This is a genomic window from Mesorhizobium sp. M0715 (assembly GCF_040320355.1).
Taxonomy (GTDB): Bacteria; Pseudomonadota; Alphaproteobacteria; order Rhizobiales; family Rhizobiaceae; genus Mesorhizobium.
The window spans coordinates 61,177-86,692 of record NZ_JAMYPL010000029.1; the positions used below are offsets into that span (position 1 = coordinate 61,177).

18 protein-coding genes, 3 pseudogenes and 1 riboswitch are annotated in these 25,516 nt (G+C 58.4%); of the genes and pseudogenes, 12 read left to right on the forward strand and 9 right to left on the reverse strand.

Translation table 11 applies throughout. The annotated features are described in order from the left end of the window. The first annotated feature begins 242 nt into the window (after positions 1-242). From NKI21_RS27405 to metE, 5 genes and pseudogenes are all read left to right on the forward strand, one after another. Positions 243-1,094, forward strand: coding sequence for a pentapeptide repeat-containing protein (locus NKI21_RS27405; protein ID WP_352868360.1), 852 nt, complete (start codon positions 243-245; stop codon positions 1,092-1,094). 449 nt (positions 1,095-1,543) lie between these two features. Next, entirely contained in the window at positions 1,544-1,954 is a 411-nt protein-coding gene (locus NKI21_RS27410; protein WP_023747662.1) for a TIR domain-containing protein, read from the forward strand. Next, positions 1,951-2,829: a DUF4231 domain-containing protein gene (locus NKI21_RS27415; protein ID WP_352868387.1), complete on the forward strand. Its 879-nt coding sequence runs from the start codon at positions 1,951-1,953 to the stop codon at positions 2,827-2,829. The genes NKI21_RS27410 and NKI21_RS27415 overlap by 4 nt, the downstream gene beginning before the upstream one ends. A 249-nt stretch (positions 2,830-3,078) precedes the next feature. Continuing rightward, positions 3,079-4,267: pseudogene (locus tag NKI21_RS27420) on the forward strand (IS256 family transposase). 281 nt (positions 4,268-4,548) lie between these two features. Further along, a riboswitch (cobalamin riboswitch) is annotated at positions 4,549-4,750 on the forward strand. Positions 4,751-4,844: 94 nt separating this feature from the next. Next, positions 4,845-7,196, forward strand: a complete 2,352-nt coding sequence (gene metE / locus NKI21_RS27425; RefSeq protein ID WP_352868364.1) for a 5-methyltetrahydropteroyltriglutamate--homocysteine S-methyltransferase — start codon at positions 4,845-4,847, stop codon at positions 7,194-7,196. Between the two features lie 443 nt (positions 7,197-7,639). On the opposite strand, the gene NKI21_RS27430 is transcribed toward metE, so the two are convergent. After that, positions 7,640-8,695: a cytochrome-c peroxidase gene (locus tag NKI21_RS27430; RefSeq protein ID WP_023737107.1), complete on the reverse strand. Its 1,056-nt coding sequence runs from the start codon at positions 8,693-8,695 to the stop codon at positions 7,640-7,642. 955 nt (positions 8,696-9,650) lie between these two features. On the opposite strand from NKI21_RS27430, the gene NKI21_RS27435 reads away from it, so the two are divergent. Continuing rightward, positions 9,651-10,004, forward strand: a complete 354-nt coding sequence (locus NKI21_RS27435) for a hypothetical protein (RefSeq protein ID WP_023737108.1) — start codon at positions 9,651-9,653, stop codon at positions 10,002-10,004. A 137-nt stretch (positions 10,005-10,141) separates the two neighbouring features. On the opposite strand, the gene NKI21_RS27440 is transcribed toward NKI21_RS27435, so the two are convergent. Then, complete coding sequence (locus NKI21_RS27440; RefSeq protein WP_352868369.1) at positions 10,142-11,146, reverse strand: glycosyltransferase family 10 domain-containing protein; 1,005 nt, start codon at positions 11,144-11,146, stop codon at positions 10,142-10,144. 82 nt (positions 11,147-11,228) lie between these two features. After that, a pseudogene (locus tag NKI21_RS32405) lies at positions 11,229-11,902 on the reverse strand (transposase); the annotation flags it as partial. Positions 11,903-12,300: 398 nt separating this feature from the next. Here NKI21_RS32405 and NKI21_RS27455 point away from each other — a divergent pair. After that, the gene (locus NKI21_RS27455; RefSeq protein ID WP_023783325.1) at positions 12,301-12,771 is read left to right on the forward strand and encodes a Ros/MucR family transcriptional regulator; all 471 of its coding nucleotides are present in this window, start codon (positions 12,301-12,303) and stop codon (positions 12,769-12,771) included. Between the two features lie 220 nt (positions 12,772-12,991). Here the strand turns inward: NKI21_RS27455 and NKI21_RS27460 are convergent, their stop codons facing one another. Next, positions 12,992-13,204, reverse strand: coding sequence for a cold-shock protein (locus NKI21_RS27460; protein WP_023679670.1), 213 nt, complete (start codon positions 13,202-13,204; stop codon positions 12,992-12,994). 345 nt (positions 13,205-13,549) lie between these two features. Between NKI21_RS27460 and NKI21_RS27465 the strand changes: the two genes are divergently transcribed. From NKI21_RS27465 to NKI21_RS27475, 3 genes are all read left to right on the forward strand, one after another. Beyond that, positions 13,550-13,804, forward strand: coding sequence for a hypothetical protein (locus tag NKI21_RS27465; RefSeq protein WP_023671853.1), 255 nt, complete (start codon positions 13,550-13,552; stop codon positions 13,802-13,804). A 776-nt stretch (positions 13,805-14,580) separates the two neighbouring features. Continuing rightward, entirely contained in the window at positions 14,581-15,009 is a 429-nt protein-coding gene (locus NKI21_RS32410; protein ID WP_502896783.1) for an insulinase family protein, read from the forward strand. A 357-nt stretch (positions 15,010-15,366) separates the two neighbouring features. Next, positions 15,367-16,824 carry an NAD-dependent succinate-semialdehyde dehydrogenase gene (locus tag NKI21_RS27475; protein ID WP_352868390.1) on the forward strand — a complete coding sequence of 486 codons (1,458 nt, stop codon included), beginning with the start codon at positions 15,367-15,369 and terminating at the stop codon, positions 16,822-16,824. A 777-nt stretch (positions 16,825-17,601) separates the two neighbouring features. Here the strand turns inward: NKI21_RS27475 and NKI21_RS27480 are convergent. The 5 genes from NKI21_RS27480 to NKI21_RS27500 form a co-directional block, all read right to left on the reverse strand. After that, positions 17,602-19,242 (reverse strand): class I tRNA ligase family protein, encoded by a 1,641-nt coding sequence (locus NKI21_RS27480; RefSeq protein WP_352868393.1) that lies wholly within the window; start codon positions 19,240-19,242, stop codon positions 17,602-17,604. Beyond that, complete coding sequence (locus NKI21_RS27485; protein WP_352868375.1) at positions 19,137-19,604, reverse strand: cupin domain-containing protein; 468 nt, start codon at positions 19,602-19,604, stop codon at positions 19,137-19,139. Before NKI21_RS27485 ends, NKI21_RS27480 begins: the two co-directional genes overlap by 106 nt. Positions 19,605-19,940: 336 nt before the next feature. Beyond that, on the reverse strand, positions 19,941-20,720 hold the full coding sequence (locus NKI21_RS27490; RefSeq protein WP_352868378.1) for a phytanoyl-CoA dioxygenase family protein: 780 nt from the start codon (positions 20,718-20,720) through the stop codon (positions 19,941-19,943). Positions 20,721-21,220: 500 nt separating this feature from the next. Then, positions 21,221-22,483, reverse strand: a complete 1,263-nt coding sequence (locus NKI21_RS27495; RefSeq protein ID WP_352868380.1) for a lysine N(6)-hydroxylase/L-ornithine N(5)-oxygenase family protein — start codon at positions 22,481-22,483, stop codon at positions 21,221-21,223. A 570-nt stretch (positions 22,484-23,053) separates the two neighbouring features. Further along, complete coding sequence (locus NKI21_RS27500; RefSeq protein ID WP_352485074.1) at positions 23,054-23,263, reverse strand: hypothetical protein; 210 nt, start codon at positions 23,261-23,263, stop codon at positions 23,054-23,056. 779 nt (positions 23,264-24,042) lie between these two features. Here NKI21_RS27500 and NKI21_RS27505 point away from each other — a divergent pair. After that, a pseudogene (locus tag NKI21_RS27505) lies at positions 24,043-24,439 on the forward strand (hypothetical protein); the annotation flags it as partial. 168 nt (positions 24,440-24,607) lie between these two features. Next, positions 24,608-25,288, forward strand: coding sequence for an OmpW/AlkL family protein (locus tag NKI21_RS27510; RefSeq protein WP_352868396.1), 681 nt, complete (start codon positions 24,608-24,610; stop codon positions 25,286-25,288). The last annotated feature ends 228 nt before the right edge of the window (positions 25,289-25,516 follow it).

The following is a 25,516-nucleotide window of genomic DNA, read 5'->3' on the forward strand; positions in this document are numbered from 1 at the left end:
GTCAAGGTTCCTTTTAGTATCCCCCGATTATATGGGTGCCAAGATACCGACCCTGTGACTATCCTGGCGTATTGTTGATCGATATGGTGTCTGGGGCACGACGACGGGGTTAAGCTGTGAGTTGGTGGGACCGACAGAAGTTCCGTTGGCGACTGCGCCGCAACAAGTGGAGGCGCAGATGGATTTCGTTCCGAAATGCAATTGGGCCATATGCGCCTCCTATCGGTATCGCGGTCGCATGGGTGGCACTGCTTCTGTACCTGCGTCCTATCGGGGGCTCCGTCGGTGACATCGAACAAGGGGTCTACGTCGAAGCTTGGGGAACGCTATTCGACATCATCTTTGTCGTCCTGCTGATCGGCTGGTTTGAGCTTCGGCGCGAACGAAAGCAGCACATAGAGCGCTACAGCGAGGAGATAGACGACTACAAACGCTGGGACACTGAAGAGGCACGTGTGCGAATTGCTGGAAATCTGCGGCGGCTCTCCAAGCTGGGAGTGACCGCCTTTGATCTGCGCGGGATAACCCTTCGTGACTTCTCGTTTTTCCAGAACAGAATCACGAAGTTGCGCGGCACGGTGTTCAATACGAATTTGATCAGCGGACTAGCAAACTTCAGAACCGTACTCCACAATGTAGACTTCTCTGCAACTGATTGCGTTGGAGTGGTTTTCTCAAAAGGCATGCTGGGTGGCACCTTATTCGGCATAAAGGGTACCAACTTGCGATTTCTTCAAACAAATCTCGTTAACGCGACTTTCGACGGCGCTACGCTTGAATGGACGGACTTCAAGCCGAATGAGGATGATTGGTTTGAGGTGATAGATGACGATCCGCAGAACCGGGCCCAGGTGTACGCTCCGCCATTCGAAGATGCCGAGCTAGCAGGTGCAAGCTTCCGCAACGCCAATTTACTAAATGCCGATTTCAGATATGCCAAGGGTCTCGAATTTGTGAATTTTAGCGGGACCAAAGGGCTTGAGACCTGTTTTTTCGATGAAGGTGTGCGTGAGAAACTGAACACGCTAGTGCATGTCGTGGTTGATAGTACCCCGCCGGTTGTTACGGCCGTCCCGAAAGAATCCAAGGGCTAACCCGTTCTTCAAGTCGCTGCAGAGGGTCGAGTGGCGGGAACTAAGTTGATTTTGTAAACCGCAGTTAAGGGCGACACCGTCACTCCGCACGCGCAATGATACCCCCGATCGCTATCGAGTGATTCCGGCATACGTCAACAGCCCGGCAATTCCCGCGCCGTAATAACAGAGATGCGGCACCGTAGGCTGTCAACAAAAAGTCCCCCGTGTTGACCACGTCCTTCATGGTTCCGGTTTTTTCGTAGCACGTCTTTAGGAGCGCTCGAACCATTTTCAAAACCGCCTCGGCGTCAGGTGCGGCTGCTAGGGATCGATTTCCACCGCAAAAGATACTTCAGGGGCAAGAAAAGGCCAGGAGCATTGACCGCTGCGCGGCACGTGCTAAACGGGACCTATGCGGCTATTTGACCGATACCTAATATTTCTTGCGCTTTTCAAAGGATGCTGTCGTGCCATATCTACACAACCATCGGCTCTTTATCAGCCACGCGTGGAGCTACAGTGAGCGGTACGAACGTGCGGTAAGGTTTTTGAACGATGCGTCGAACTTCGAGTGGACAAATTACTCCGTCCCCGTGGACGACGCGTTCCCACGTATGAGCAAAGCCGAACTCGCCGAAGCGATGAGGCGCCAAATCCGACCCGTGCAGTGCGTGGTGATTGTCTCCGGGATGTATGTTAACCACAGTGACTGGATTCAGTTCGAGATGGAGTTTGCAAGGTCCCTCGGCAAGCCGATTTTAGGAATCAAACGGTGGGGGGAGCAGAGAACGCCGCAGTCCGTAATTGACTATGCTGATGAGATGGTCGCTTGGAATTCGGCCTCCATTGTCGCAGCAATTCGTCGTCTTGTACCTTGACAATAAAGTTCGATTACCCTGCGCTATATCGTGCTGCGAGCCAGCTCTCCGCTGGCTCGCAAAGTGAGTTCCTATGGCTCATTCGAGCTGAGTACATGTTGCTCCTGGTCGCGGCAATCCTTTCTCTCGACTTGAGTCAAACGCCCCTTTACTTTGCTGGATACGCCTTTGTTTTCTTGATTTCGCTGGCAGTTTTAATCACTCGCAGTCTAAAGAAGCCTGAGCAAGACTGGTACAAAGGCCGAGCACTTGCAGAGTCCATTAAGACCTCATGCTGGCGCTACTGCATGCGGGCGGAACCGTTCGGCGATGCCGACAAAGTTGCGGTTCGAAGGGCGGAGTTCCGAAATTATTTGCTCGCGATCCTTGATGCCAACCACCATATTGGAAGTCGAATCCCGCCAGATGAAGCCGCCAACGACCAGATTACGGTCTCGATGGAGGCGACGCGTGCTCTGTCGCTGGATGAACGAAAATCGTTCTACGATACCCATCGGATTCGTGAGCAACGCTCTTGGTATGCAGTTAAGGCGAGCAAAAACAAAAAAGCGAGTCGAGCTTGGATGTTCGCTGGTATAACTGCATACGTCATTGCCATCGGACTTGTTTTGCTACGGATAGCCAACCCTGTCCTGGCGATTTGGCCTATAGAGCCGTTAATCGTCTTAGCTTCGAGTATGGTGGGTTGGACCCAAGTAAAAAAATTCAACGAGCTTTCGTCTTCATACACTTTAACGGCCCACGAGATTGGGATCATACAGGGACGCGTTATGGAAGTCGCCTCAGAGGCTGCTTTCTCGGACTTTGTGAACGAAGCCGAACAAGCCTTTTCGAGAGAACATACGCATTGGGTAGCCCGTCAACAGACACAGTGATTCCTTGCCTGCTGCCTTCGAATTGTGGATTCGTCGAGAGGGCAGAATCCAACGAACCGGCTTAGGCAAGAGACGCCAATGACTCGTGACGCCTACCGCACCGCGAAATCGGTTGGGGCTCATCCCGCACACCTTCCGCAGGTGTTGGCTCGGTAGTGTGCTGAGAGTTCTGCAAATTCGCTGAGAGGGGGCGGTCATGGCAGGCTGGTGATTGTTCACGTCACCTGATTCCCGCGAAGGAACGCCACCATGACCAAGACTGAAGTTAAGACCGCCAGCGCTGCCGTCAAAGACATCTTGCTTTCGAACCCGGACGGCCTTCACGAAGTGCTCCGTGCGGTGATGCAGGAGGTGCTTGAGGCCGAGATGGACGAGGCGCTGGGTGCTTCGAAAGGCGAGCGCACACCCGAACGGCTTGGCTATCGCTCGGGCTATTACGGCCGCACCTTGTGACGCGCGTCGGCAAGCTCGAGCTGCGGGTTCCGCAGGACCGTGCCGGGCGCTTCTCCACCGAGCTGTTCGAGCGCTACCAGCGTTCCGAGCGGGCCTTGGTGCGACGCTGGCGGAGATGTATGTGCAGGGCGTGTCGACCCGCAAGGTCAAGGCGATCACGGAAGAACTGTGCGGCCATGCCTTCTCGGCCTCGTCGATCTCGGCCATCAACAAGCGGCTGGACGAGAGCCTCGCTGCCTTTGCCAGGCGCCCCCTTCAAGAGCCGTTTCCTTACCTCATCCTCGATGCGCGCTACGAGAAGGTGCGTGAAGCCGGTGTTGTCATGAGCCAGGCGGTGCTGATCGCGGTCGGTATCGACTGGGACGGAAGGCGCCAGATCCTGGCCGTGGAGATGGCCAATCGCGAGAGCCGCTCGGCCGACTTCCTCGTCGGCCTCAAGGCGCGCGGCCTCAAGGGCGTCGAGTTGGTCGTGTCCGACGATCACGCCGGCCTGGTGGCAGCGATCGGCGAGGTGATCCCCGAAGCCGCCTGGCAACGCTGCTACGTGCACTTCCTCAGGAACGCGCTCGATCATCTGCCGAGGAAGCACGGCGACGACTGCCTGCAGGAATTGCGCTGGCTCTACGACCGGCGCGATCTCGCAGAGGCCAGGGCTGATCTTGCCGCATGGCTTGCCAAATGGTCGGCACGCTATCCGCGCCTGACAGGCTGGGCCGAGGATGCCATCGAACAAACCCTGACCTTCTTCAGGCTGCCGAGACAGCACCACAAGCATCTCAAATCCACCAACATGCTGGAGCGGCTCAACGAGGAAATCCGCCGGCGCACCTATGTCGTGCGCATCTTCCCCAATACCGAAAGCTGCCTGCGCCTGGTCAGGGCTTTGGCCGTCGAGACCAATGAAAACTGGATGGAGGCCAACCGATACATCAACATGGACGACCTGCGCGAGCACAAGAAGCTCGCTCTGCGCCAAGCCGCATGACCAGCATCATGGCCGCCCCATTTTGCAGAACTTGACGCACACAACCCTTGGCTCGGCGCTCGCGGATCACCAGCGTCCTTTGAGCGGTAGCGCTTTTCAGGTTGAGGTTAAAGTCTTGTTGTGGCTCCGCACGGCCTCCATTAGTTGGACAATGGGGCAGCGGTGCAGCGCCGGCAAATGGACGACTCCATGTTTCACAATGTTAGATAAGCGTAAAAGCGCCATGACATAACCACATAAACATTTCGTTATGCGCCATTGACAAGAGAAGGGATTGCTGTGATTGTCTGGCGTGTCGTGGTTCTCGCGTGCGGCGCTGCCGCAGCGGAGCTAAGAGGGAAGCCGGTGCGATGCCGGCGCTGCCCCCGCAACTGTTAGCGGCGAGCCAACCCCACTCATGTCACTGAGGCGAATACCCTCGGGAAGACGGGTAGAGGCTATGACCCCGCGAGCCAGGAGACCTGCCACGACGAATTACGTCCACGGGCGGGGTGTCTCGGTGGCCGCTGCAACCCGGGCGTGCCGGGCCTGCTAGCGCCTTCCTTGTCAGCGACGCCCCCAACCATCGGGGTATGACATGACTGTCTCTCAGCAAATTCCTGTAGCAACGCTCGGCGTGCCGCGCTTCGGTCGTCGGCGAGAACTGAAATTCGCGCTTGAAAGCTACTGGTCCGGAACATCGTCCGCTGGCGACCTTCTTGCGACGTCGAAGGCGCTCCGTGCCGCTAGCTGGGAAGAGCAGCGCGATCGCGGCGTGTCGAAAATCCCGTCAAACGACTTCTCGCTTTACGACCATGTGCTTGACACCGCAGCCATGGTCGGCGCCATTCCCTCCCGTTACGGCTGGAATAGCGGCGAGGTCCCACTTGACATCTACTTCGCAATGGGGCGCGGCAACCAGGGTCAGACGGAGGATTGTGCACACGCTGGTCACCAGGAGGCGGCGCATGGGCCCGGTGTAACCGCGATGGAAATGACCAAGTGGTTTGACACGAACTACCACTACATTGTGCCGGAACTGGATGATGATCAGACGTTCGCCCTCTCGTCGACGAGACCCGTCGATTACTTCCTCGAGGCCAAAGCTCTCGGCATTCACACACGCCCAGTCATCCTTGGACCCATCACCTTCCTCAAGCTGGCGAAATCGCCTGCCGAGGGGTTCGGTCCCATCGCGCTCCTACCGCGGCTGCTGCCCGTTTACGAGCAAGTCCTGCAGAGGCTGAAGCTGTCGGGAGCCGACTGGGTGCAGATCGATGAGCCAGCGCTTGTCCTCGATCTGAACCCGAACGAACGAGCTGCGTTCGAATTCGCCTATGGCCAGCTGTCGAAAGCCGCGCCCGAGCTGAAGATCATGCTGGCTACGTATTTCGGGTCGCTGGGAGACAATCTCGAAACCGCGGTTTCTCTGCCCTTGGCCGGGCTGCATATTGATCTCGTGCGCGCTCCCGAGCAGCTGGAAACGGTGGGTCGGCTCGCTCCGAAGGATCTGGTGCTCTCGCTTGGCTTGATCGATGGCCGCAACGTCTGGCGTGCGAACCTGCCCGCCATTCTCGACCGCATCAAACCGATCGTCGCCGGCTGGCCCTTGGACCGCGTCGAGATCGCGCCTTCTTGCTCGATGCTGCATGTGCCGATCGACCTGCGCATGGAGACGGAACTCGAGGCGGACATCAGGTCGTGGCTCGCCTTCGCGGCCCAGAAGACCGACGAATTGGTGTTGCTGGCCCGGGCCCTGTCCCAAGGCAGAGATGCGGTGGCTGGCGCGTTGAAAGCGTCTGCCGAGGCTGCCGCCACGCGCGTGACATCCACGAGGATCCATGACCCGCTTGTTGAGGGGCGGATCGCTAGCATTGACGACAGCGCGAAGCGACGAGAGAGCGCTTTTGGCGAGCGCTCCAGAGTCCAAGCCGGCTCACTCGGGCTGCCGCCGTTCCCGACGACGACCATCGGGTCCTTCCCGCAGACGCCGCAGGTACGCAAGGCGCGGGCCGCTCATGCGAAGGGCCAGCTGAGCTATGTCGACTATGAGACGTTCCTGAAGAAGGAGATCGAGGCTGCAATTCGCTGGCAGGAAGAGATCGGGCTGGACGTGCTGGTGCACGGTGAGTTCGAGCGAAACGACATGGTACAGCATTTCGGCGAGCAGTTGTCCGGCTTCGCGCTCACCCAGCATGCCTGGGTACAAAGCTATGGGTCGCGCTACGTGCGTCCCCCCATCATTTTCGGCGACGTATCGAGGCGCAATCCGATGACAGTGCGCTGGTGGCAATTCGCCCAGTCGCTTACGGAAAAGCCCGTGAAGGGAATGCTCACAGGCCCAGTCACCATTCTCAACTGGTCTTTTGTTCGCGACGACGTACCCCGCTGCGAAGCCTGCCGCCAGATCGCGCTCGCCATCCGCGACGAGGTGACGGATCTCGAAAGATCCGGCGCAAGGATGGTCCAGATCGATGAGGCCGCGTTTCGCGAAGGATTGCCACTGCGCCAATCTGACTGGAAAGTCTATCTCGACTGGGCTGTCGAATGTTTCCGGATCGCTTCAACGGGTGTAAAGGACGCGACTCAAATTCATACCCACATGTGCTATTCGGAGTTCAACGAGATCATTCACGCGATCGCTGGAATGGATGCGGATGTCATTTCGATTGAGACGTCGCGCTCGAAGATGGAACTGTTGGACGCCTTCACGAGCTCCAAATATCCGAACGAAATCGGTCCCGGCGTCTATGATATTCACTCACCACGCGTCCCGGAAGTCGGCGAGATTTCGGACTTAGTCATGCTTGCCCGCGAGCGACTGTCCGACGGCCAACTGTGGATAAACCCGGACTGTGGCCTCAAAACACGCAAATGGGAGGAGGTCCGCCCTGCCCTCATTAACATGGTCGCTGCAGCACGCGCGCTCCGGCAGAAAGTGCAGGCGTGAGGCTTCTCTTCCTCACGGTGTGGGGAGTTGCCGGCTGGCGGATGTCGGCCGGGAATATGCCAAACCGATCACACTCTTGGAAATAAGCCACACGGCGAAAATGTGCAATTTTCCTTCGGCACGTGTCCTCATCCCGCAGAAATACAAATGTGATACTACGCTATAGTATTGGTCCTTGGGAACATACCGGCCCCGCGCGTCGAACAATCGTACACACGTCGTTTCTCAAAGTAGACTGCTTGGCGCGTTCGCTCAGGCGGCGACAATACATGATGCTGCGCGTCTGTCCGCTTCCCCAGTTGATTCGCGCAGACGACGGGCGAAGTGGCAGGTTTCGGGTATTGCTAGCCTCCCGCCAATTCGGAGATGGATGTGGCAATTCGTGTGGCACAAGTAAAAGCCGCAATCATTTTCGATTGCGACGTCCGCAGCCAGTTGGCCCTTTATTTTCCTGAGATCTGCGTTACAGGCCGGGGCGTTGTCGCCGTTTCGGAGGGTAAGATGGGATAGGCGACCTCGGGTGCCTCTCCGGTCAGCGAGTTGAGGAAGGCAACAAGCAGGTCAACTTCTTCGTCCGCCAGTACTACGCCAAGCTGGGTGGTCCCCATGATGGCGACGGCCTGTTTCAGATCCCAAACCTTGCCCGAATGAAAGTATGGCGCGGTGAGTGCAACGTTGCGCAGCGGCGCCACGCGGAAAACATAGTAGTCATCGGCTGCATTGGTGACCGCAAATCGGCCCTTGTCTTTGTCCGGCAGGACCTCGGCGCTGGGCTGTTCCACGAGGCCGAATGGGAAATAGGCTTGCCCACCAACGTTGATGCCGGCATGGCAGGACGAGCAGCCTTTATCCATGAAAAGCGCCAGGCCCTGTTTCTGTTCGGAAGTCATGGCAAGCTCATCACCATTCAGGAAGCTGTCGAACGGGGCCGGTGTGACCAGTGTCGCCTCGAAGGCTTCGATCGCCTTGGCGAAGTTGTCGAAGGTGACCCGATCGGCTTCAGCCGGAAAAGCTGCATCGAACCACTCGACATATTGCGGCATGGACTTGAGCGTGGCGATGACTTGGTCCGGTGTATTGGCCATTTCGATGCCGGCTTGGACCGGTCCCTTCGCCTGAGCCTTCAGGTCTGCGGCACGACCATCCCAGAACTGAGCGATGTTGAAGACAGCGTTCAGTACAGTCGGCGCGTTGCGCTGTCCCTTCTGCCAACCATGGCCGATCGAGGTTTCGTGATTGTCGTCGCCGCCGGTGGCCAGGTTGTGGCACGAGTTGCACGACAAGACGCCTGACGCCGAGACGCGTGGATCGAAGAACAGTGCCTTGCCGAGAGCGATCTTTTCCGGGGTGATCGGGTTGTTGGCGACTGTCGGCGTGGTGGATGGCAAAGCCCTGAAGGTGGCCAATGCCGTATCTCTGAGGTCGGTGGGGATCGAATCCGCAGCAAAGGCGGTGGGTGCCAGCAAGGTGACAGCCATCGTTCTGAATAGGATTTTCATAAATGGTCTTCCTGCGTCGTGCACGCAGCCACTATGCGATCTGCGGCTCATGAACGCCCTGAGCTAGATCAGTTGAGGGAGAGGATCGGCGTCTGGCACCTGTTTTCGCGGCTGAGCTGGGACCCTCTTGGAAGTGATCGCTCTTCTCGATTGGACTTCAGGGAGGAGGAGTATCCCTGCTCGGCAACCGTTTGTATGCATCAAAGCACGCCTTGGGTGCGGCTTCGTAGATTCGGTCACTGCGATCTTCCCGCCATCGTTGAGAAAGTCGAGAGCACCCGCAAGACCGGCACTCTTGCACGATGTGCGCTGCACGCCTTGCGAAAAGTGAGCTTCTGAAAGCTCAGGGTTCATTCGTTCCTCCGGACCTGCTGATTGCGTGAATCGACCTTATCGACACCCGCCGACTCACATTGTGATGTCACCAGCGATGGCGGTTTCAATACCTAAGCAGCGACGGTCTATGCGACAGTATGGATGTCCTATCGGAATAGCCGGTCCGCTTTGTCGATCGTCACACCGGCATATAGCTCCGCTTCTACGAACATCCCATCACGCGAGGAAAGACATGGCCAATACGCGCAGTATCGCCAATCTAGCCCTTGTGCCGGCGCGGCGCTTGAGCAGGTCCACCGGCTGTAACTGCCTCACACCTCGATCCACAGATCCTAGGCGATGACCACGTTGTCGTCGTCATTTGACGGACGCGGGGCGGTGGCCCATAAGCGAGCCACCGCAAACTGTGCGGTTGCCAATGCGTAATGAAGTGAATTGGAATGATCTTCGGTTTGCGAAACACGCACATCCGACGCAGCTTGCGTTGACAGAGGCGGTTTTACGCGCAATAGCACTTCCGCCGGCCTATTTTTGTGGAGTTCAATTGTGGTTCGGCCAAGGGCGCTGGGCGCCGGACCGACCCCGTGTAAACCTCATTAAAGAGAGAGAGAGACCCTGCATGGAAGAATTTTTACCGCGCATCGCCACTGGTGCCGGCATCGGCCCGGCTCTCGCAGAGAAGGGCGTTGGGTTAATGCTGGGTTTCCTGCAAAGCCACGCGGCCGACGGTCCCGTTGCGCGCATGATCGAGGCCATTCCGGGAGCTTCGGAATTAGTAGCGAAGTATCATGGCGACGACCCAGAGGGTGGCGGCCTTATGGGGCTCGGCCAGCAATTGATGAGTGAGGGTCTCAGCATGGCAAAGATCGCCGGCCTCGCCAACGAGACGATCGCCTGCGCCAAGGAACATGCCGGCGACGAACTCGTGGACGAGGTCCTCAATTCCGTTCCTGGGCTTCCCCAGTTCGTCTGATCAGCGGCAGCCGGGGGCGCATGACCTCGTGCGCCCGTGCCGGCCCGTCTGCGCAGCAGGCATTCTCCGCCGAGCGTTCCGTACCGATCTCGCCAGACCACCGACCGCCGGGCACGCCAAGCGAGCGTTGGAGTACTTCATTCGTCTATCCCAAAATCGACCTCAGGCGAATCGATGTGTATAATTTCCGGCGGTAAGGGCTTATCCTGAACGCTTTCAATGAAGCGCGCGAGATAAGCAAACGTATTGTATTTCTCAAGGACCAACCGCTTCGCCTCTCTTATTGCGCCGCGACGTTCCTTCCAGAGGTCCGAGTCGATGATTTCTTGAATTTTTGGGATTACGTTCTTGTCCTCTGGGTCAATCAGAACCATAGAGTCCGAAGGGAAGAACCTCGTGATTGCCGGGCTGCCGTAATAGATCGGCATTGTTTCAGCAACGAAGCAGTCCATAAGCTTCTCTGTAAAATAGTAATCAGCACGAGTATTCTCGAACGCTATACTGTAACGGTAAGGTGCGAGTGCGTTCCATTTATCTCCAATCAGCCGAAAACCTCGGCCGAACAGGTCAAAATCGAGCTCCTTTCTCAGCCGTTCCAGAAACGCCAGCCGATATCGATGTCCTTTAAGCAGGGCGATGTCACTGGTAATCCATGAGAGCCGAAGCGGCTTATCCACGACTTCGCTGACCAGAAGTTGGTCATATGTCTTGTTTACAGACCAAGACCGAGTGATTGGTGGAGACAATACGAATCGGCGCGCTGCATTCTGCCGAGCAGCCAGCTCTGCGTCACACGTCAGGACGATAGTATTTTTCCCCTGCCCTTCATGAAACGCGCGATGAGCTTTCGTCGGCGGTTCGCCGATTGCAAAAATTGTCCTGTTTGGGCTCGCCTCGATATCAACAGGGAGCCCAAAAAGAGAAGCAGAGTTAAAGACGATATGCCAATCGGGCACGAAGGATGTCGTGCGAACAAAAGCGACATTGTTCCAGATTCCACTGCCCTTTGGAGTGAGATGGTGGATTGCATCATCCAAAACGCCCCAAGAATCTAGGCATGTAGCAACAATGGGCGCCGGGCGTTCCGTCAACAATTTGGCCGACAAAGCAGTTCCACTCCCTTCACTCGTGAAGGTACTCAATCGCCATTCCGGATTGCGCTAACATTGGGTAGCATAAACCTTCCGGGACCCGCTGTCGAGGCAATTGTCGCTTTGCACTTGACTAGGTTCTTCCTCGCTTTGTGCGGTTATCAGGCCGGCTGAGTGGCAGCATGGGTGCCCTAAGGAGTTCGCAGCCCGCTCTGCCTACATGGTACGTTTGATCGTCTTCAGGCGGTTGATCAGCCCTTCCGCCTGGCCGTTGCTCCACGGTAGTTCAATGGCATCGCGAACGGCGTCAGCGTCACGGCGTAGGACCAGACCGGAACGCGTGATGGCGACGAACCCGGAGTTGACGCCACGTCGATCGAAGTGTCGAGCTCGCCCAATTCACAGGCCCGCAAAATGCCGCGGAAACGCATGGCAAGCCTGCGCATAGTGGCAAACTCATGTGATCCCTGCTTCAGGACGGCGACCTTTGTGGCCTGGTTGATCGTCAGCACATCCCGAGGCTTCGTGCAGAGGGCCGGGGCGACTACCGGCGAGATCACACGGCCGGTCGCGGGATTCCGTATGGGACAGCGTCGCTGGCTGGTTGACGCGTATGATTGAAGCAGGCGACGCACTGTCCTTGCCCGGCCTCTCGGCGCGGCGCCAGCTTGCGAGAAGCCGCTCCAGATTCGAGAAGCTGCCTGTGTCGCCGCGCTGTTCGATATCGTGGAACAGGTGTCGTCCGCAGCGATTGCCGTCTCTCGAGGACCGGCTAAGAAACGCCTCGAAATACATTGATGTCCTTGGTTACCAGCGGCGGTTCCCAGCCCCTTGGAAGAGCGGCTCACCGGGCGATGAACTTACATTTGGCCATGGCCAATGAACGTCCATCGTCCCTGATGCCACCAGCAAGCGATCACGATCCCTCGATTTCACAGTCAAAAGAAGTAATACCGAGACAAAAAACGGCGCTTAGGCTCAAGACTACTAGCAAGTTCGACGCAAAGTTACAGCCGGGACGCGCCACGCACCTCGGCAGGGTCGCCAACAACGAGTGGCTCAGCGTCACGACGGGAAATATGGCGCATCGATGTCGCTTCTGGACGAGCATTGGCACTAACGCTGTCGAGCATTGTTGCTTTCAGCGGCAACCGGCCCTATGAAGCGACGCTTCGCTGACTATGTTTCACCGCCTGGAGAGTTTCATGACAGAAGAAGCCGGAAAAAACGTCGACACCCTCATTGAGCTTGCCGCCGATGTCGTGTCGGCCTATGTCTCCAACAATCCGATCCCGGTGGGGGATCTCCCTGCCCTCATCGGCCAAGTGCATGCGGCTCTGAGAGCGACGGCCGGAGGTGTCTCTGCGCAAGAGCCGGTTGCCCTTACGCCTGCAGTCCCGATCAGGAAATCGGTGACACCGGACTACATCATCTCCCTTGAGGACGGGAAGAAATTCAAATCGCTAAAGCGCCATCTGTCGACCCACTATGGGCTGACGCCGGATGGATATCGGGCCAAATGGGGCCTGCCGGCGGATTATCCCATGGTCGCGCCGAACTACGCCGCGGCGCGCTCGACATTGGCCAAGACGATGGGGCTCGGCCGCAAACCGAAGGCGCCGGAAGCGCCGGAGCCTGCGCCGACGAAGCGAACCCGCAAGAAGGTCGCGGCTTGATTTCGGCAATCGAGATTCGTTCTGGAGCGTTTCAGCCATCGGCTTAATCTGCGCGGTCATATAAAAAGGCGGGGCCAACCCCGCCTTCCTTTCAAACAACTTTGTTTCATGAGGAATTCGCGACGCCTGCAGCAATCTGCTGCCCTCAGTTTTTGCTCGGTCCCATCGAGCGGCCGTGAGGACCTACGCGCCTACTCTTGCCAGGACGCAGGAGAAAATTTCAACCAGCTTTGCTGAGGCTGCCAGCGGAGGACTTGCCAGTGCGGCGATCCTGCTCGATCTCATAGTTGATCTTCTGGCCGTCAGCGAGGGTCGAGAGGCCCGCGCGTTCGACAGCGGAAATGTGGACGAAAACATCCGGACCGCCATTGTCGGGCTGGATAAATCCAAACCCCTTGGTGCTGTTGAACCACTTTACCGTTCCAGTCGGCATATACTTGTTCCTTCTTTTACAATGCAACGTGGGCAGGCCATTAGGCCTGTCCGAGTCATAGCCGAGAGTTGGGCGCAGCAAAAAGCGAAAAATTGTTAAGCCCCGATCAGCTGGCGCACTCCATTGTGGGCGTAGCCGCCAGCAAGCACTGTCCTACACTACCGCTCGAGCGTGGTCGGAAGCGCCCAATTTCTTCCAACGCTCCTCAGCGCCACGTCGATGGCTCGTGTTTGGAGGCACGGGACGTAAGGCCGACCGCTGCTCGTGCCGCAGGTCATAGGCCGGGTAGTTCACGGAACTGCCTTCGAGCATAACGGCTTGGCAAGCGCATGAAGGAGTTTCGATTTGGATTGTTTCAAGAGGGTCGAGGGGTTGATCGATGCGACCAGCGTGGAAGCGATCGATAGCGCGCGCGTTTTGCTGGACCAGTTCAAGGGCAAGTCAGAAACAATCGCCCAAGCGATTGACGACTTCCTGCTTGATTTCATGACCTTGCTGTTTGTGGTAGAAGCCACCCGCGAGCAGTTCCACAATCCGGCGAGGCGGTTAGCGCGCATCAGATTGAGCAAGGTCAGGCTGTTACTCACGCGATGCTCTTGACCTAAGCGACCACTCCGCCAGGCATGCATTTGCAGCCGAGCGCACCAGGCGGTATTTACGCACATGAAATCAATCGCGACTGCTAATTCTCCTGTTTGGTGCCCAGGGACAACGGCAAGCGCGCACAGCTTCGGTGCTGCTGTCCTCCAGCGACAAATGTTGCCTGCATGCCCCACGGCGAGCGCTGGAGCGACAACATCTCAATTCTGTCCGTCAGTGCAGCGGCCTTCGAAGCGCATCGTGTACCCCTCCCCGGCAGCGCGCCTCATCGTCTTCCGAAGGAAGACGATACTCTCAGCCATGCTGGCGTCGCCTTCAGCCCTGTTCGATGGCCCATAATGTCGGATGCGCAACATGTCAGACCCGACTTGTCTTCATGCCTCGAATGGTTTTCTGATCTGGCACGGTGCATGCATGGTCGTCCGCAGACGTCGCGGACCAAGGAAAATCCGTCCAATGACCACCTCGCCAAGAACACCGCCGCAGGTCTCCTGGGTCCATCCGAAGATGAGGCTCGAGTGAGGCCTGGCCGCATGTTGGTCTGGCTCGGCGCTGCCCGCCGATCCTCCCCACGGGGAGGCGAAGACGCAACGCGTTCATCAAAATGAGGAACAAATCACTTTGCCTCGAACCTTGCCTTTCCAACCGGAGCCATCGATCGCTCCCCCTGGCTGCGCACGGCGTTCACTGCCACCGCCCTGGCCCTGGTGACGACCGCTCCGGCTCTGGCCGCCACCGACGGCGGCAAGATCGCGGATTTCCTGCTCGACTATGGCATGGAAGGATCGACATCCGCGATCACCGCGCGCCAGTCGTCACTCACATGGTACAAGGTCAGCAGCGCCGACGAGCCACCCGGCAAATCCGGACTTGCCCATTTCCTTGAGCGTCTGATCTTCAAGGCGACCACCAACCGCGCCGGCAGCGAGTTCGACCGAGCCGTCTCAGTCAGCGGCGGCTACAATAACGCCCCCAACGCTATGACTAGCTTTGGGCGACATGATTGGCTTCAAGGCCGATCGCATGTTCAACCTCATCCTCAACGACGATATCAAGACCGAGCGAAACGTGATTCTGGAGGAGCGTCGTTGGCGCAGAGAGACGAACCCGCAGGTCTGCTGGACGAGGAGGTCAACGCGACGTTGCGGCCGATCAGCCCTACCGCATTCCGGTCAACGGCTGGATGCAGGAGATGGACAAGCTGAACGGCACCGACGCATTCACGATCTACAACAAATGCTGCCGACCCGAACAACGCCGTGCTGGTGGTGGCCGGCGACGCAGAGCCTGAGACGGTGAAGGCGCTGGCCGCGAAGACCTATGGCAAGGTTGCGCGCGGGCCGGTCCTGCCCCCGCGCACCTGACCGGCCGAGCCCGACTAGTAGAACCGCGAGGCATCTTCTAGCGATTTCAGGGTATTCTCCTTTCCACTTGGGTACCGTGGTCTGCTAGCTGTCTGGCCGAGGCCCTATAAGGAACTTGGCATCCGGAATAGACACCGCACTTGCCATATACCCCTGCTGCGTTTGAGGAGGAATCCGGTATTGCCCCTGTGCCTGCCGATGACCCGTCACCTGAGATCCCCTGACCTGTTTCGATCCATTGATCGCCTGCCGACACTTGGCACGCGGATTAGCGAGCGGACATTCGAGGTTCTCAACCCGTCGACCGGCGAAGTGCTGGCAGAACTACCCGACATGGGTGTCGAAGAGACATGCGCTGCGATCGACAAGGCCTATGTCGCGCAGCCTGGATGGGCAGGGTTTACCGCCCGTGAGCGCAGCGACGTTCTATGGCGATGGTATCAGTTGATCATCGACCACGCCGACGATCTCGCTGCAATTCTCACCGCGGAGATGGGCAAGCCGCTTGCAGAGGCCAAATCGGAGCTATCGCATGCTGCGGCGTATCTGCAATGGTACGCCGAGGAGGCAAATCGCGTCTATGGCGAGACGATCTCCGCACCATCGATGGACCGCCGAATGTTGGTGATCAAGCAGCCCATCGGGGTCGTCGGCACGATAACGCCATGGAATTTCCCAGCCTCGATGGTGGCGCGCAAAATCTCGCCAGCCTTGGCAGCGGGCTGCACGATCGTCCTCAAGCCCGCTGAACAGACGCCGCTCGTGGCTGGAGCAATGTTCGCCCTCGCCCATCAGGCAGGCTTCCCCGAAGGCGTCGTCAACCTGATCTATGCGTCCGAAGGTGACGCGGTCGGCCGCGAACTTTGCACAAATCCCAAGGTCCGCAAGATCAGCTTCACCGGGTCTACGGAGATCGGGCGCCTACTCATGCGCCAGTGCTCGGACCAGATCAAAAAAGTCAGCCTAGAGCTCGGCGGCAATGCACCTTTCATCGTGTTCGATGATGCGGATGTCGATGCCGCAGTTGACGGTGCGATCCAGGCGAAGTACCGCAATGCCGGCCAGACCTGCGTTTCAGCGAACCGCCTTTACGTCCAGTCGGGCGTTCACGACGAGTTCGTCGAGAAATTCGTGGAACGGGCTCGCCAACTTCAAGTTGGTGACGGTTTCGCGCCCGGAGTGGACATCGGACCCCTCATCGACAAGCAGGCTTTGGCCAAGATTGAATCCCATATTGCCGATGCCGTAACTAAAGGCGGCGCAATTCGATGCGGGGGCAAACGCCTCGGCACGAATGGCACGTTTTTCCAACCAACGGTCCTGACCGGTGTCACCAGCGAGATGACCGTCGCGCGAGAAGAGACATTCGGGCCGCTCGCACCGATTATTCGCTTCAAAGATGCGGATCAGGTCGTGCGTGATTCCAATGAAACGATCTACGGCCTCGCGGCCTATTTTTATGCCTCGAACCTGAAGCGTGTCTGGCGTGTCGCCGAGGCCTTGGAATATGGAATGGTCGGGGTAAATACCGGCCGGATGTCTTCGGAAGCGGCGCCGTTCGGTGGGATAAAACAGTCCGGCATCGGTCGTGAGGGATCCCGCCATGGCCTCGAGGACTACCTCGAAATGAAATACCTCTGCATGGGCGGCATCTGAAGCATCGGCTTGCAGGGTTCACAGACGGGTTACCTAGCGAGCGATCTCCAAACATGTGAATTGTAGAATCGCTCCTCGATTGGAACTGAGGGGCGGTCCGCACCCGAGCAAACACGCAACCCTGATGAGCCCCCTAAAATAGCTGGATGTATCTCTCGACGAGACAAGCGTCTGCATTTTCGGCGAAGACGGCGCGCATGCGACGGAGGATACGCTTGCGATTTGGCGGCCCTCGCCGACTATCCTCAGGCGACGGGCTGTCGTTGCGCAGTCTGGTTGGAAGCTTGTGCACCCAAGCCATCGTCAACGCTGATTGAGCAATATCCGGCTTCAGGGGCAGAATTTGGACCTGCTACATTCCGATATCAGTAGCTCAGCTGTTCTTCGGCTGACTGCCGCGCCGGTACACGCTCGGACAGAATCGAAGGACCATCACATTCGCATCCACATTGGTGATCGGCGCACCGTCCAGGGCGCGCCAGGTTGACCAAGCGGGTCGAACCGAATGACAGCCTTGACCGGCTGGAGGACGGAAATCCCGATGCCGAAGAGGTTGGTTCGGCACGAACAGCAAGGGCTGGGAAGCGATCGGCCGAGCGGTCCTTGAAGGGGCGGGCCAGGGTTGTTTGACGACGCGTTGGTTCAGTCTAATCTAGTCTCTGCCATTCAGAGCGGCTTCCCTCGCCTGACAGCGAGTCAAGATATTTGGCATCGTCGGCTTTGATTGCCGCGCAGATCTGGTCGAGATGGGGACAGCTCACTGGTGCACCTTTGGGCTCATAGTGTTTCCTTGTCATCGAGATGAGGATTGCCGGATTTGGCGTAGAACACCAACACGGGTCCGAGATCAAAGCGCGTCCCGGGCGCAAGGCGCTGGACGGACCGGGGCCATGTTTCGGTTGAGGCGCCATCGATGCCTCGCGCCAGCGTTCTGGCGAAGCGGGGCATCAGCGGAGCGAGTGTCGGTGCCAGGATCGCAGCGGCCGTCGTCTGAAGGGCTAGCGAAGTCCGATTGCGAGCGGGATAGAAACGTCGCGCCGCCGCAAAGTCTCGCGCCCCGCGGTAGATCACGCAATCGCGCACGAATTCGCAGACCTGAGTGGCCGCGCGCCGAACCGAGAAGCCTTCGTCCGAATAGGCGCGCTCCATCGCAGCGCGATAGATCTCTATGCGAGCAAAGAAGGCGCGGTCGACCGGGCTCCAGTCGCCTGCATCGGGTACACGGCCGGCAAAATCCTGCTTGATTTCCTGGTTCAACGCCTCAAGCCAGTTCAGCCAGATGCTTTGGAACACCTCGTTCTCGGTGCGGCGCAGCGCGTCCAGCGTGAAATCCGTCCGCTCACCTTCCGGGCGTGTCAGGCCCAAATGAAGGCGCACGACGTCGACTGTCTTTGGGCTCAGAACCTCCTTGCCCCAGACCGCATGGCGGCAGCTGGTTGAGAACTTCTTGCCGTCGAGCAGGTAGAACTCGTTGACGTGATAGCGGATGCGTGGCTTCCAGTGGGAGAAGACCTCGGCGTAAAGAGCGGGGTATAGTAGCGCGTGGTAGAACGAATTGTCGAAGCCGAAGAAATGGACAATCTGCCAGTCGTTGCCGGGCATCTCCGCCTTCCAGTTGCAACCCATCGAGCGGCCAAGCGCCTGGATGTTGTAAAGAAAACCGAAGGCCATCTCCGGCCAGACCCAGATCACTTGCCCCGGGAACCCTTCCGCCGGCAGGCCCCAGTCCGAGGGGTGGGTAATGGGCACTGAAAATTTCCCGCGTCGGCGTACGCGTGCGAAGAGATCCAAGATCCGTAGCGGGACGCCCGACGCCCTTAGATGCCGGTCGATATTGTCATAGCATTGGTCCATGGCAAGTTCTGGACGGCGGAGGGAGCCGACCACCGGCGCCTCGGCAGACTGCCGTGACCGCGCTGCACTTAAGTCGTGGCAAAGGTTTGGGGCACCGCATTCCTCGCAGATGTTGCCAGCGGCGGAGCCGCCGCAATCGGGGCAGAGGCCGCCAACATCCGGCTCGTAAAGATAGTGGCCTGTCACAGCATCAAAAAGCGCAGGGCTCTGGCGCAAATCTACCGCCGCGCTGCTCAGAAGACTCCGGAAACACGCGGTTTGGAACTCGCCGTAACCGTCATCGCCCATTGTGGCTTGGAAGCTGTGGATCTCACAATCAAGATGTGCAAGCGTGGCGCGAATCTCGTCGGCGTAGTAGCGCGCCACATTTGCAGGCGTCGATTGATCGGCATCGGCGCGTGTCGCGACGTAGCTCTGGTAATCGTCGCTTCCGGTCAGGTGATAGGCCTCCACTCCTTTCATGCGCAGGAAACGAGTATAGACGTCAGCGCCGAAATAAGGGCCAGAAAGATGCCCCAGATGCAGATCGCCATTTGGCGTTGGCGGCGTGGAGAAGACGAAGATTGGGCCGCGTGGAGTTGTGGTCTTTGAGCGGCATCAAGGGCGGCCTCGCCGTCTCGCCAGTAGACAGCGACGAAATCTAGGTCTTTGTTTCCGTCATTGCGCAGGACATGCGCTTCAAAAGGGTGGAACAGAACGACATCGCCCGCCTCGACGGAGATTTCCCCCCGGTCGGTGGTGACCTTGCCCGCACCAGACAGGACCACGAAGGCCTCGATTTCGTCATGCCGATGGGGCTCGGATGTGACGCCGGGCCCAACCTTTCCGAATGAAAACCCCGTGCGAGCGCTGCCCGTTCCAAGCGTGGCCATGTCGATACCGAACGCCCGCGACAGCTCCGTTCGAGAAAACGTGTATTTGCGCATGACAACGAACCTAAGCTGTTGAAGAGTGGGACGGACCTTCGGCTGCCAACGCAACAGCATCCCGTGCAATTCGTGGAGAGAAACGGCAGCCCGACCATTGGCGGCCCGGCCAGGATAGTGCAGCTCTGGGCCGGCAAGCGGGCGACCAAGGGGGCACCAGTCGGGCTGTAGGCGCACAGAAGACCGCCTGCGACCACCTCCGCAATCCACGTGCCAAAGCGTCGTAACGGGCTGCGGTCGATGCTCCGCGAGCCCGCAAATCAGACGGCCATACCGTCCGCGCATTTTTGAGCGGTCGATCAGTCGTGTGCATGCCTCCGCCTGGCCTGCGTGAGCTCAATCGCGATAGAAGATGCCATTTGGCGGCTTGAGATTGTCGAGATCGGCCACTTTGCCCTCGGGCGGGTTAAGGGCGCGCTTAAGCACGTTATATTCAGCGCGGGTCGGCCCGCCGGTTGAAGCACGCTGGAACACCAAGTAGAGTGTCCGCCGAGAACGATTGCTTTTGTTCGGTCGTGAGTAGTGCGGTGCGTAATCGTCGAAGATGAAGATGTCGCCAGCCTTCCATACTACGGGTTCCCAGGAGAACTTTTCGGCAACTTGAGGATAGATCACCCCACCGGCATCCATAGGAAACACCCCCTTTTCGTGGTTGCCGGGGCTGAAAAAAAGCCCGCCGTTTTCCGGGTCGGAATCGTCGATGCCTATGGCAACCACCGCATGGACCATCCGGTCGGGGAGTTTGTGTGGAATGTGATAAATGTCCTGATGCGGGAGATAGCCGCCGCTGTCGGGGTAGTGGAAAATCAGCAGTTCCTTGAGCCTGCGCGAATCTTCGCCAAGGAAATCCTCGACCGCTGACTTTATGCGCTGATCTTCTAAGAGCAAACGACGCAATGGATCATGGAAGTCGAGAAAATTCTCGATCTTGGAGGTGATCTTTCGATTGTCCGTCGTCTTCTCGAACCACATGAGCCATTTATCATCACTGACATCCCAGCGTGACATGTCTTCGACAAAAGTAGAGATATTTTCCTGATCTGCTGGAGTGAAGAACCGTTCGAGCCTGACGTATCCGTCCTTCTGCCACTTTTCTCTTTGTGCATCAGTCAACATGCGAAAAGCCTCCTGTTGGAAAGATTGGTTGGTCGGACATCCCAATTAGGGCAGTCGGCCGCTGGTCAAGTTGCGGGTCCACGGAGACGGACTCACGTCATGTGGGACGGCAATGCTAAGTGCGTTCCGCTCCGGCGGATATTGTCCGCAGAAGCTCGGCGCGAGACTGCCTATGTCAGGCTCAGCCGGGTCTAGGGGTTCCGTAAACTGGGCCGGATCAATCGCTTCACCCGGTCCAGCCACGACACGCGCTAAAGGCCGGCACCATCCGCTGATCGCCGACCCAGCCATGGCCGCCAAGACCACGGCGCTTCGAGTAAGCGACCTGGTACGGTCTTGACAACCGTAGGGGAAATGCACGCCCCCAGAATAATGCGCTGCCCCGCCTGGTCCAAGGGCCTGTTCGGTCACGATGATTTCGGAGAAGCCTCCGGCCTTCGCCGCAGCGGAGGCGGACATCATTCCTAGGATGCCACCGTCGATGATCAAAAGTCTACGAGTCATATCCCGCTGCCCATTTCTTCGGCTGCGGGGGCGGGCCAGCTCTCGATCGAGGTATGGCTGATGAAGCCAGGATGCTCGGGGTTCGCGCATGGCGCGCGCCCAAGAAGGCTATCGAGGATGCGGCGTGCGCGCCAGGCCAGCAGGCTTAGGTTCGGATCGGCCAGGCCGCGCTGCCCGAGGCTCGCGTTTTGTACGAAGATGCGTCTGTCACGCGGTCCGTCCCAGCTCACCGAAAAATCCTCGCGAATAGCTAATTCATTGTCGATCTGCTCCAGCCGGTGCGCGATGGGTTTCAAGAAGTCTGGCACCGCGTTCTCGTAACCAGTGGCCAGGATGACGATATCAGCCGTGACTTCTTCGACCTCGTCCATGCCGTGCTGCAAGGTCAGCCTGTGACCCGGTCCGGCGTTGATGCAGTGCGAGACGGTGCAGCCCGGCCGCAGTGTGATGTCGCATCGGTTTGGCTCGACAAATGCGCGGCAGTACAGCGCCTGATAGATCGCGCGCAACGTGCTTTCCGAAATGCCGTCCGAGGCAAGCACGAAACGCCGCAGGAGCAGCTTACGCTGCGACTCGCTCATCGCCGCGAAACGATCCGAAAAGCAGGGCATGAACAACTCGTTTGTGAACGGGCTGTCGTCGAGAGGCAGGTAGTTCTCACGCTGCGAGACCCAAGTGATCGAGGCAGGCCGCCGTTCTTTCGGCAGGCCGACAAGGTGCAACATCACCTCGGCTCCCGACTGGCCTCCGCCAACCACGCAGACATGCTTTCTTCGCACCTCAGGATGGATGTGCAATAAAACAGATGAGTGGAACAGGTTGCGTCCAGTCCAGCCCTGAAACTGAGGCGGAATTTGCGCCTGCTTGCCAATGCCGACCACGACGTCTCTGGCGCCGAGAACCGCCTTATCCGTCCGCACCCGAAACTCGCCGTCAAAGCGGATTTCGTGCACGGTCTCGCCGCCACGGATAAGTGGGTTCCTGTGGAAGGCCCAGTTCAGGTACTGCTCAAACTCAGCTCTGAACACAGCCTCGAACTGTGCGTTCAGGAAGTGATACAGACGCCCGTTCTCGTGCAGGAAGTTTACGAAAGTGTAGGCTGATCGCGGATTCACCAGTGTGACCAGATCCTTGAAGTGGCTGACCTGGAGCTCCGAGGAATCGAATGCGATGCCTGGGTGCCAGCGGAAGTCGACCTGCCGATCCAGGAACAGTGCACCTTGCCCAGCTTGCTCGTGTATCTGACACGCAAGGCTCAAATTAGACGGCCCAGCACCGACCCCAACGCAAGATAACTCCACTGCTTCCTCCTATAGAGTCTTCCCACAAGGCGGCTTGTTCGCGGCGAATATCGGCCATAGCCATTGGGCCCCCTCGCGGGCGTTTCGATCCCCGGTGCCGACCGGATTTGCGAGAATTGTCCTGCGGGTTGTCGAATGTAGACCCGAGCATTCCAGCGCGGTGACAATCGACGGGTTATGCCGGCGACGTGGGTTGGGGGCATCAACGTATATCCTTTCCGCCCGCCTCGATGACCGCATCGCCGTTACGCGAGATCCGCCTCGACCATGACGCGCCGGCCTTTCGCCGGCTTGGTGGCAGGCAACAGCGCGGGTTTCACTGCGGCGACGGCATTTTCGGTGCGCATGATCATGGACGACCTCTCGCTGATGCGTTCGCAGAATCCCGTGCATGGGCCATGCCAGAGAAGGAAAACCTTTTTAAACAGTGGGTTGGCGGATTTGCGATCCTGTCGGAAATCCGACATTGAGGGGGGACGCCTACCGGCGGCGCCCGATTTGCACGTCGATGTGTCCTTTTCCGATTAGCTAATCGGGCACCTTCTGCACCAGAATACTTCTCATGGAGACCAGCACGAAGCCTTCATGAACGGACAGTGCATAACCTGGTGTCTCTGCCGGACAGATCGCGATATGCCGTCTCCCATCGAGGTCGGCAGTTGCAAGAGCTGCCAAATCCTTCGCCCTATCGTGCCGTTGCACTGGCTCGATCCCGACATCCTCGGAGGCGGCGATCATGAAGAGTGACGCAATCTCATGTCCGCCGCGACGCCTCTCTCATGAGGAAGCAATTCTCTGTGTTGGCGTCGGATCGATGCTCTTGATTAGATGGTTCCGGATGGGCGCAGGCCCAGACCTAAGCGCATCAATAATTGCGCGATCTGGGACCCTCACCAACTGGATTGTCGAATCTCTGTAAAGATAGCCGGAAGAGAATTGCGTTACGACCACTCTGCCGGTCCAAGCACGACGCCATTCGGTCCCTGCGACTCAATCCAGGCGGAGGGATGAGGCCGCAAAGCAGTCTTTTGCGTGCCCACCGGTCGGCCAGGAATGGGAGCCGTCGTAAACGCAGTTATTTGATGATCGCCGCCGCGGAGTCCTCAGGCTGTGCCGCGCAACCGGCGACGTAGCGGTCGTCGATCGCCCCGTCGTCGATGTCGATCCGAAGCTCGGCCAGTTCGCGGTGAGCTTCACTGCTATTCCGCAGTGCCCACCGAGCTCGCACAGGAGGTTCTATCAGGCGGTGACGGCTGCACTCGTTGTCGGGTCTTCGACAAAGTCGGACATGAGACACACCGCAATCAGAGCCATGTCATTGTTGTGAAATGATTTTCTCGTTTGGCACGACACGTGCAAGGCTATCCGCAAACGCGCTGCGGCAAGGACTGAGGAGAAATCATGGCATGATCAAGCTCGCCGAACATGCGGTCGCAGCCGCGAAAACTGGGCCTTTCCGAGCCGACAGGACGTTGCGGCTGTTTTCCAGTCGACATCATTCTTCACGTTATCCGGACGTGACCATATTCGATTTCCGCCCAACGCTGAATGCGCCAGACGATGATCCCTATCTTTGGCTCGAAGATGTAGAAGGAGAACGGACACTTGCCTGGGCCGCCAGCCAGCCGGCTAGGACCCTGGGGCACTTCGGTGGAACACAGTTCGATCGCGACCGCGACGCCCTGACAGCGATCTCGACCGTCCCTGACAAGGTTCCCGTGACATCAGCGCCGCGGTCAGTACCTCGACAAGTTCTGGCAAGATGCCGGAATTCCGCGCGCACTGTGGCGCCGGGATCACCCTTGCCGCTATCCGCCGATCCTGCTCTCCACCACGAAGCGGGCGTGCGTTCACCCGGGCCACGCGCGTAAGACGGCCGCAAAGCTGCAGGCCTTTGGTTGTCCCGCCTACTTCTAAGTGAGTACAGGTCGGTGATTGCGAGCACGGCGCAAATGATGCGTGCGCGGTCCCACGCAAACTGCGCATGAGCGCCCCGGCAATCCCGGCAATTCGAGCAGGACTTTTCGTAGTTCAGTCCACATTTCTGAAGAGCAAGGAGAAAGTATCATGGCGAGAAACCAAATGCGCGCCGCGCGGGGAGTAACAGCGGCCGTTGTCCTCATCGTGATGGGACAGCAGGCCGTCGCGGCGGACCTTGCGCAAGCGGCGAGCGTCCCGCAGGCAGGTGCCTCGGTCACGGAAGCGCCAAGCCCTTGGCAGATCCGCCAGCGTGCGTTGGGGGTCGTCACTGAGGATTCGGGCTACGTCAATGCAGTGCCCGGCTCCGATCTTTCGTATTCGAACACCGTGACGCCGGAACTCGATATCTCCTATTTCTTCACGGACAACATCGCCGCCGAGCTCATACTCGGCACCACCTATGCTAACATCGGGGGCCAAGGTACGATCGGCGGGCTGGGCAATATCGGCAAGGTTTGGCTGCTGCCGCCCACGCTCACATTGCAGTATCATTTTACCGATTTAGGCGCGTTCAAGCCCTATGTCGGCGCGGGCGTGAACTACACGATATTCTATAACCAGGATGCCGGCAGCGCCGATGCTCTCAAGGTTAAGAACACGTTCGGCACCGCGCTGCAGGTCGGATTCGACTACATGGTGGATCAGCACTGGGGCGTCAACTTCGACGTGAAGAAGCTTTTCCTCAAGCCAGACTTCGACGTCATGGTGGACGGCGCGAAGCTGACGGGGAAGGCGGAGCTCGATCCTTGGTTAATAGGCGCAGGTGTCACCTACCGCTTCTGATAGCGAAAGGCGAAGAAGGCTTGTTGTAGCCCCGACCACGAAGTAAGCGCTCGTTTGGCCAGCCTGGGCGTCTCCTGCGCCCTTATACGCTCCAAGGCCGTGACGGTCAGGAAAGGTGAGATCGGAGAGACGTGTCTTCACTTCTAGGAGCCCGTCCAGATAGGTCATTGCTACGGGCACTTGTTGCACGATAGCCGGCTCAGGCGGGCTTTGCGAGGGTGAACAGCT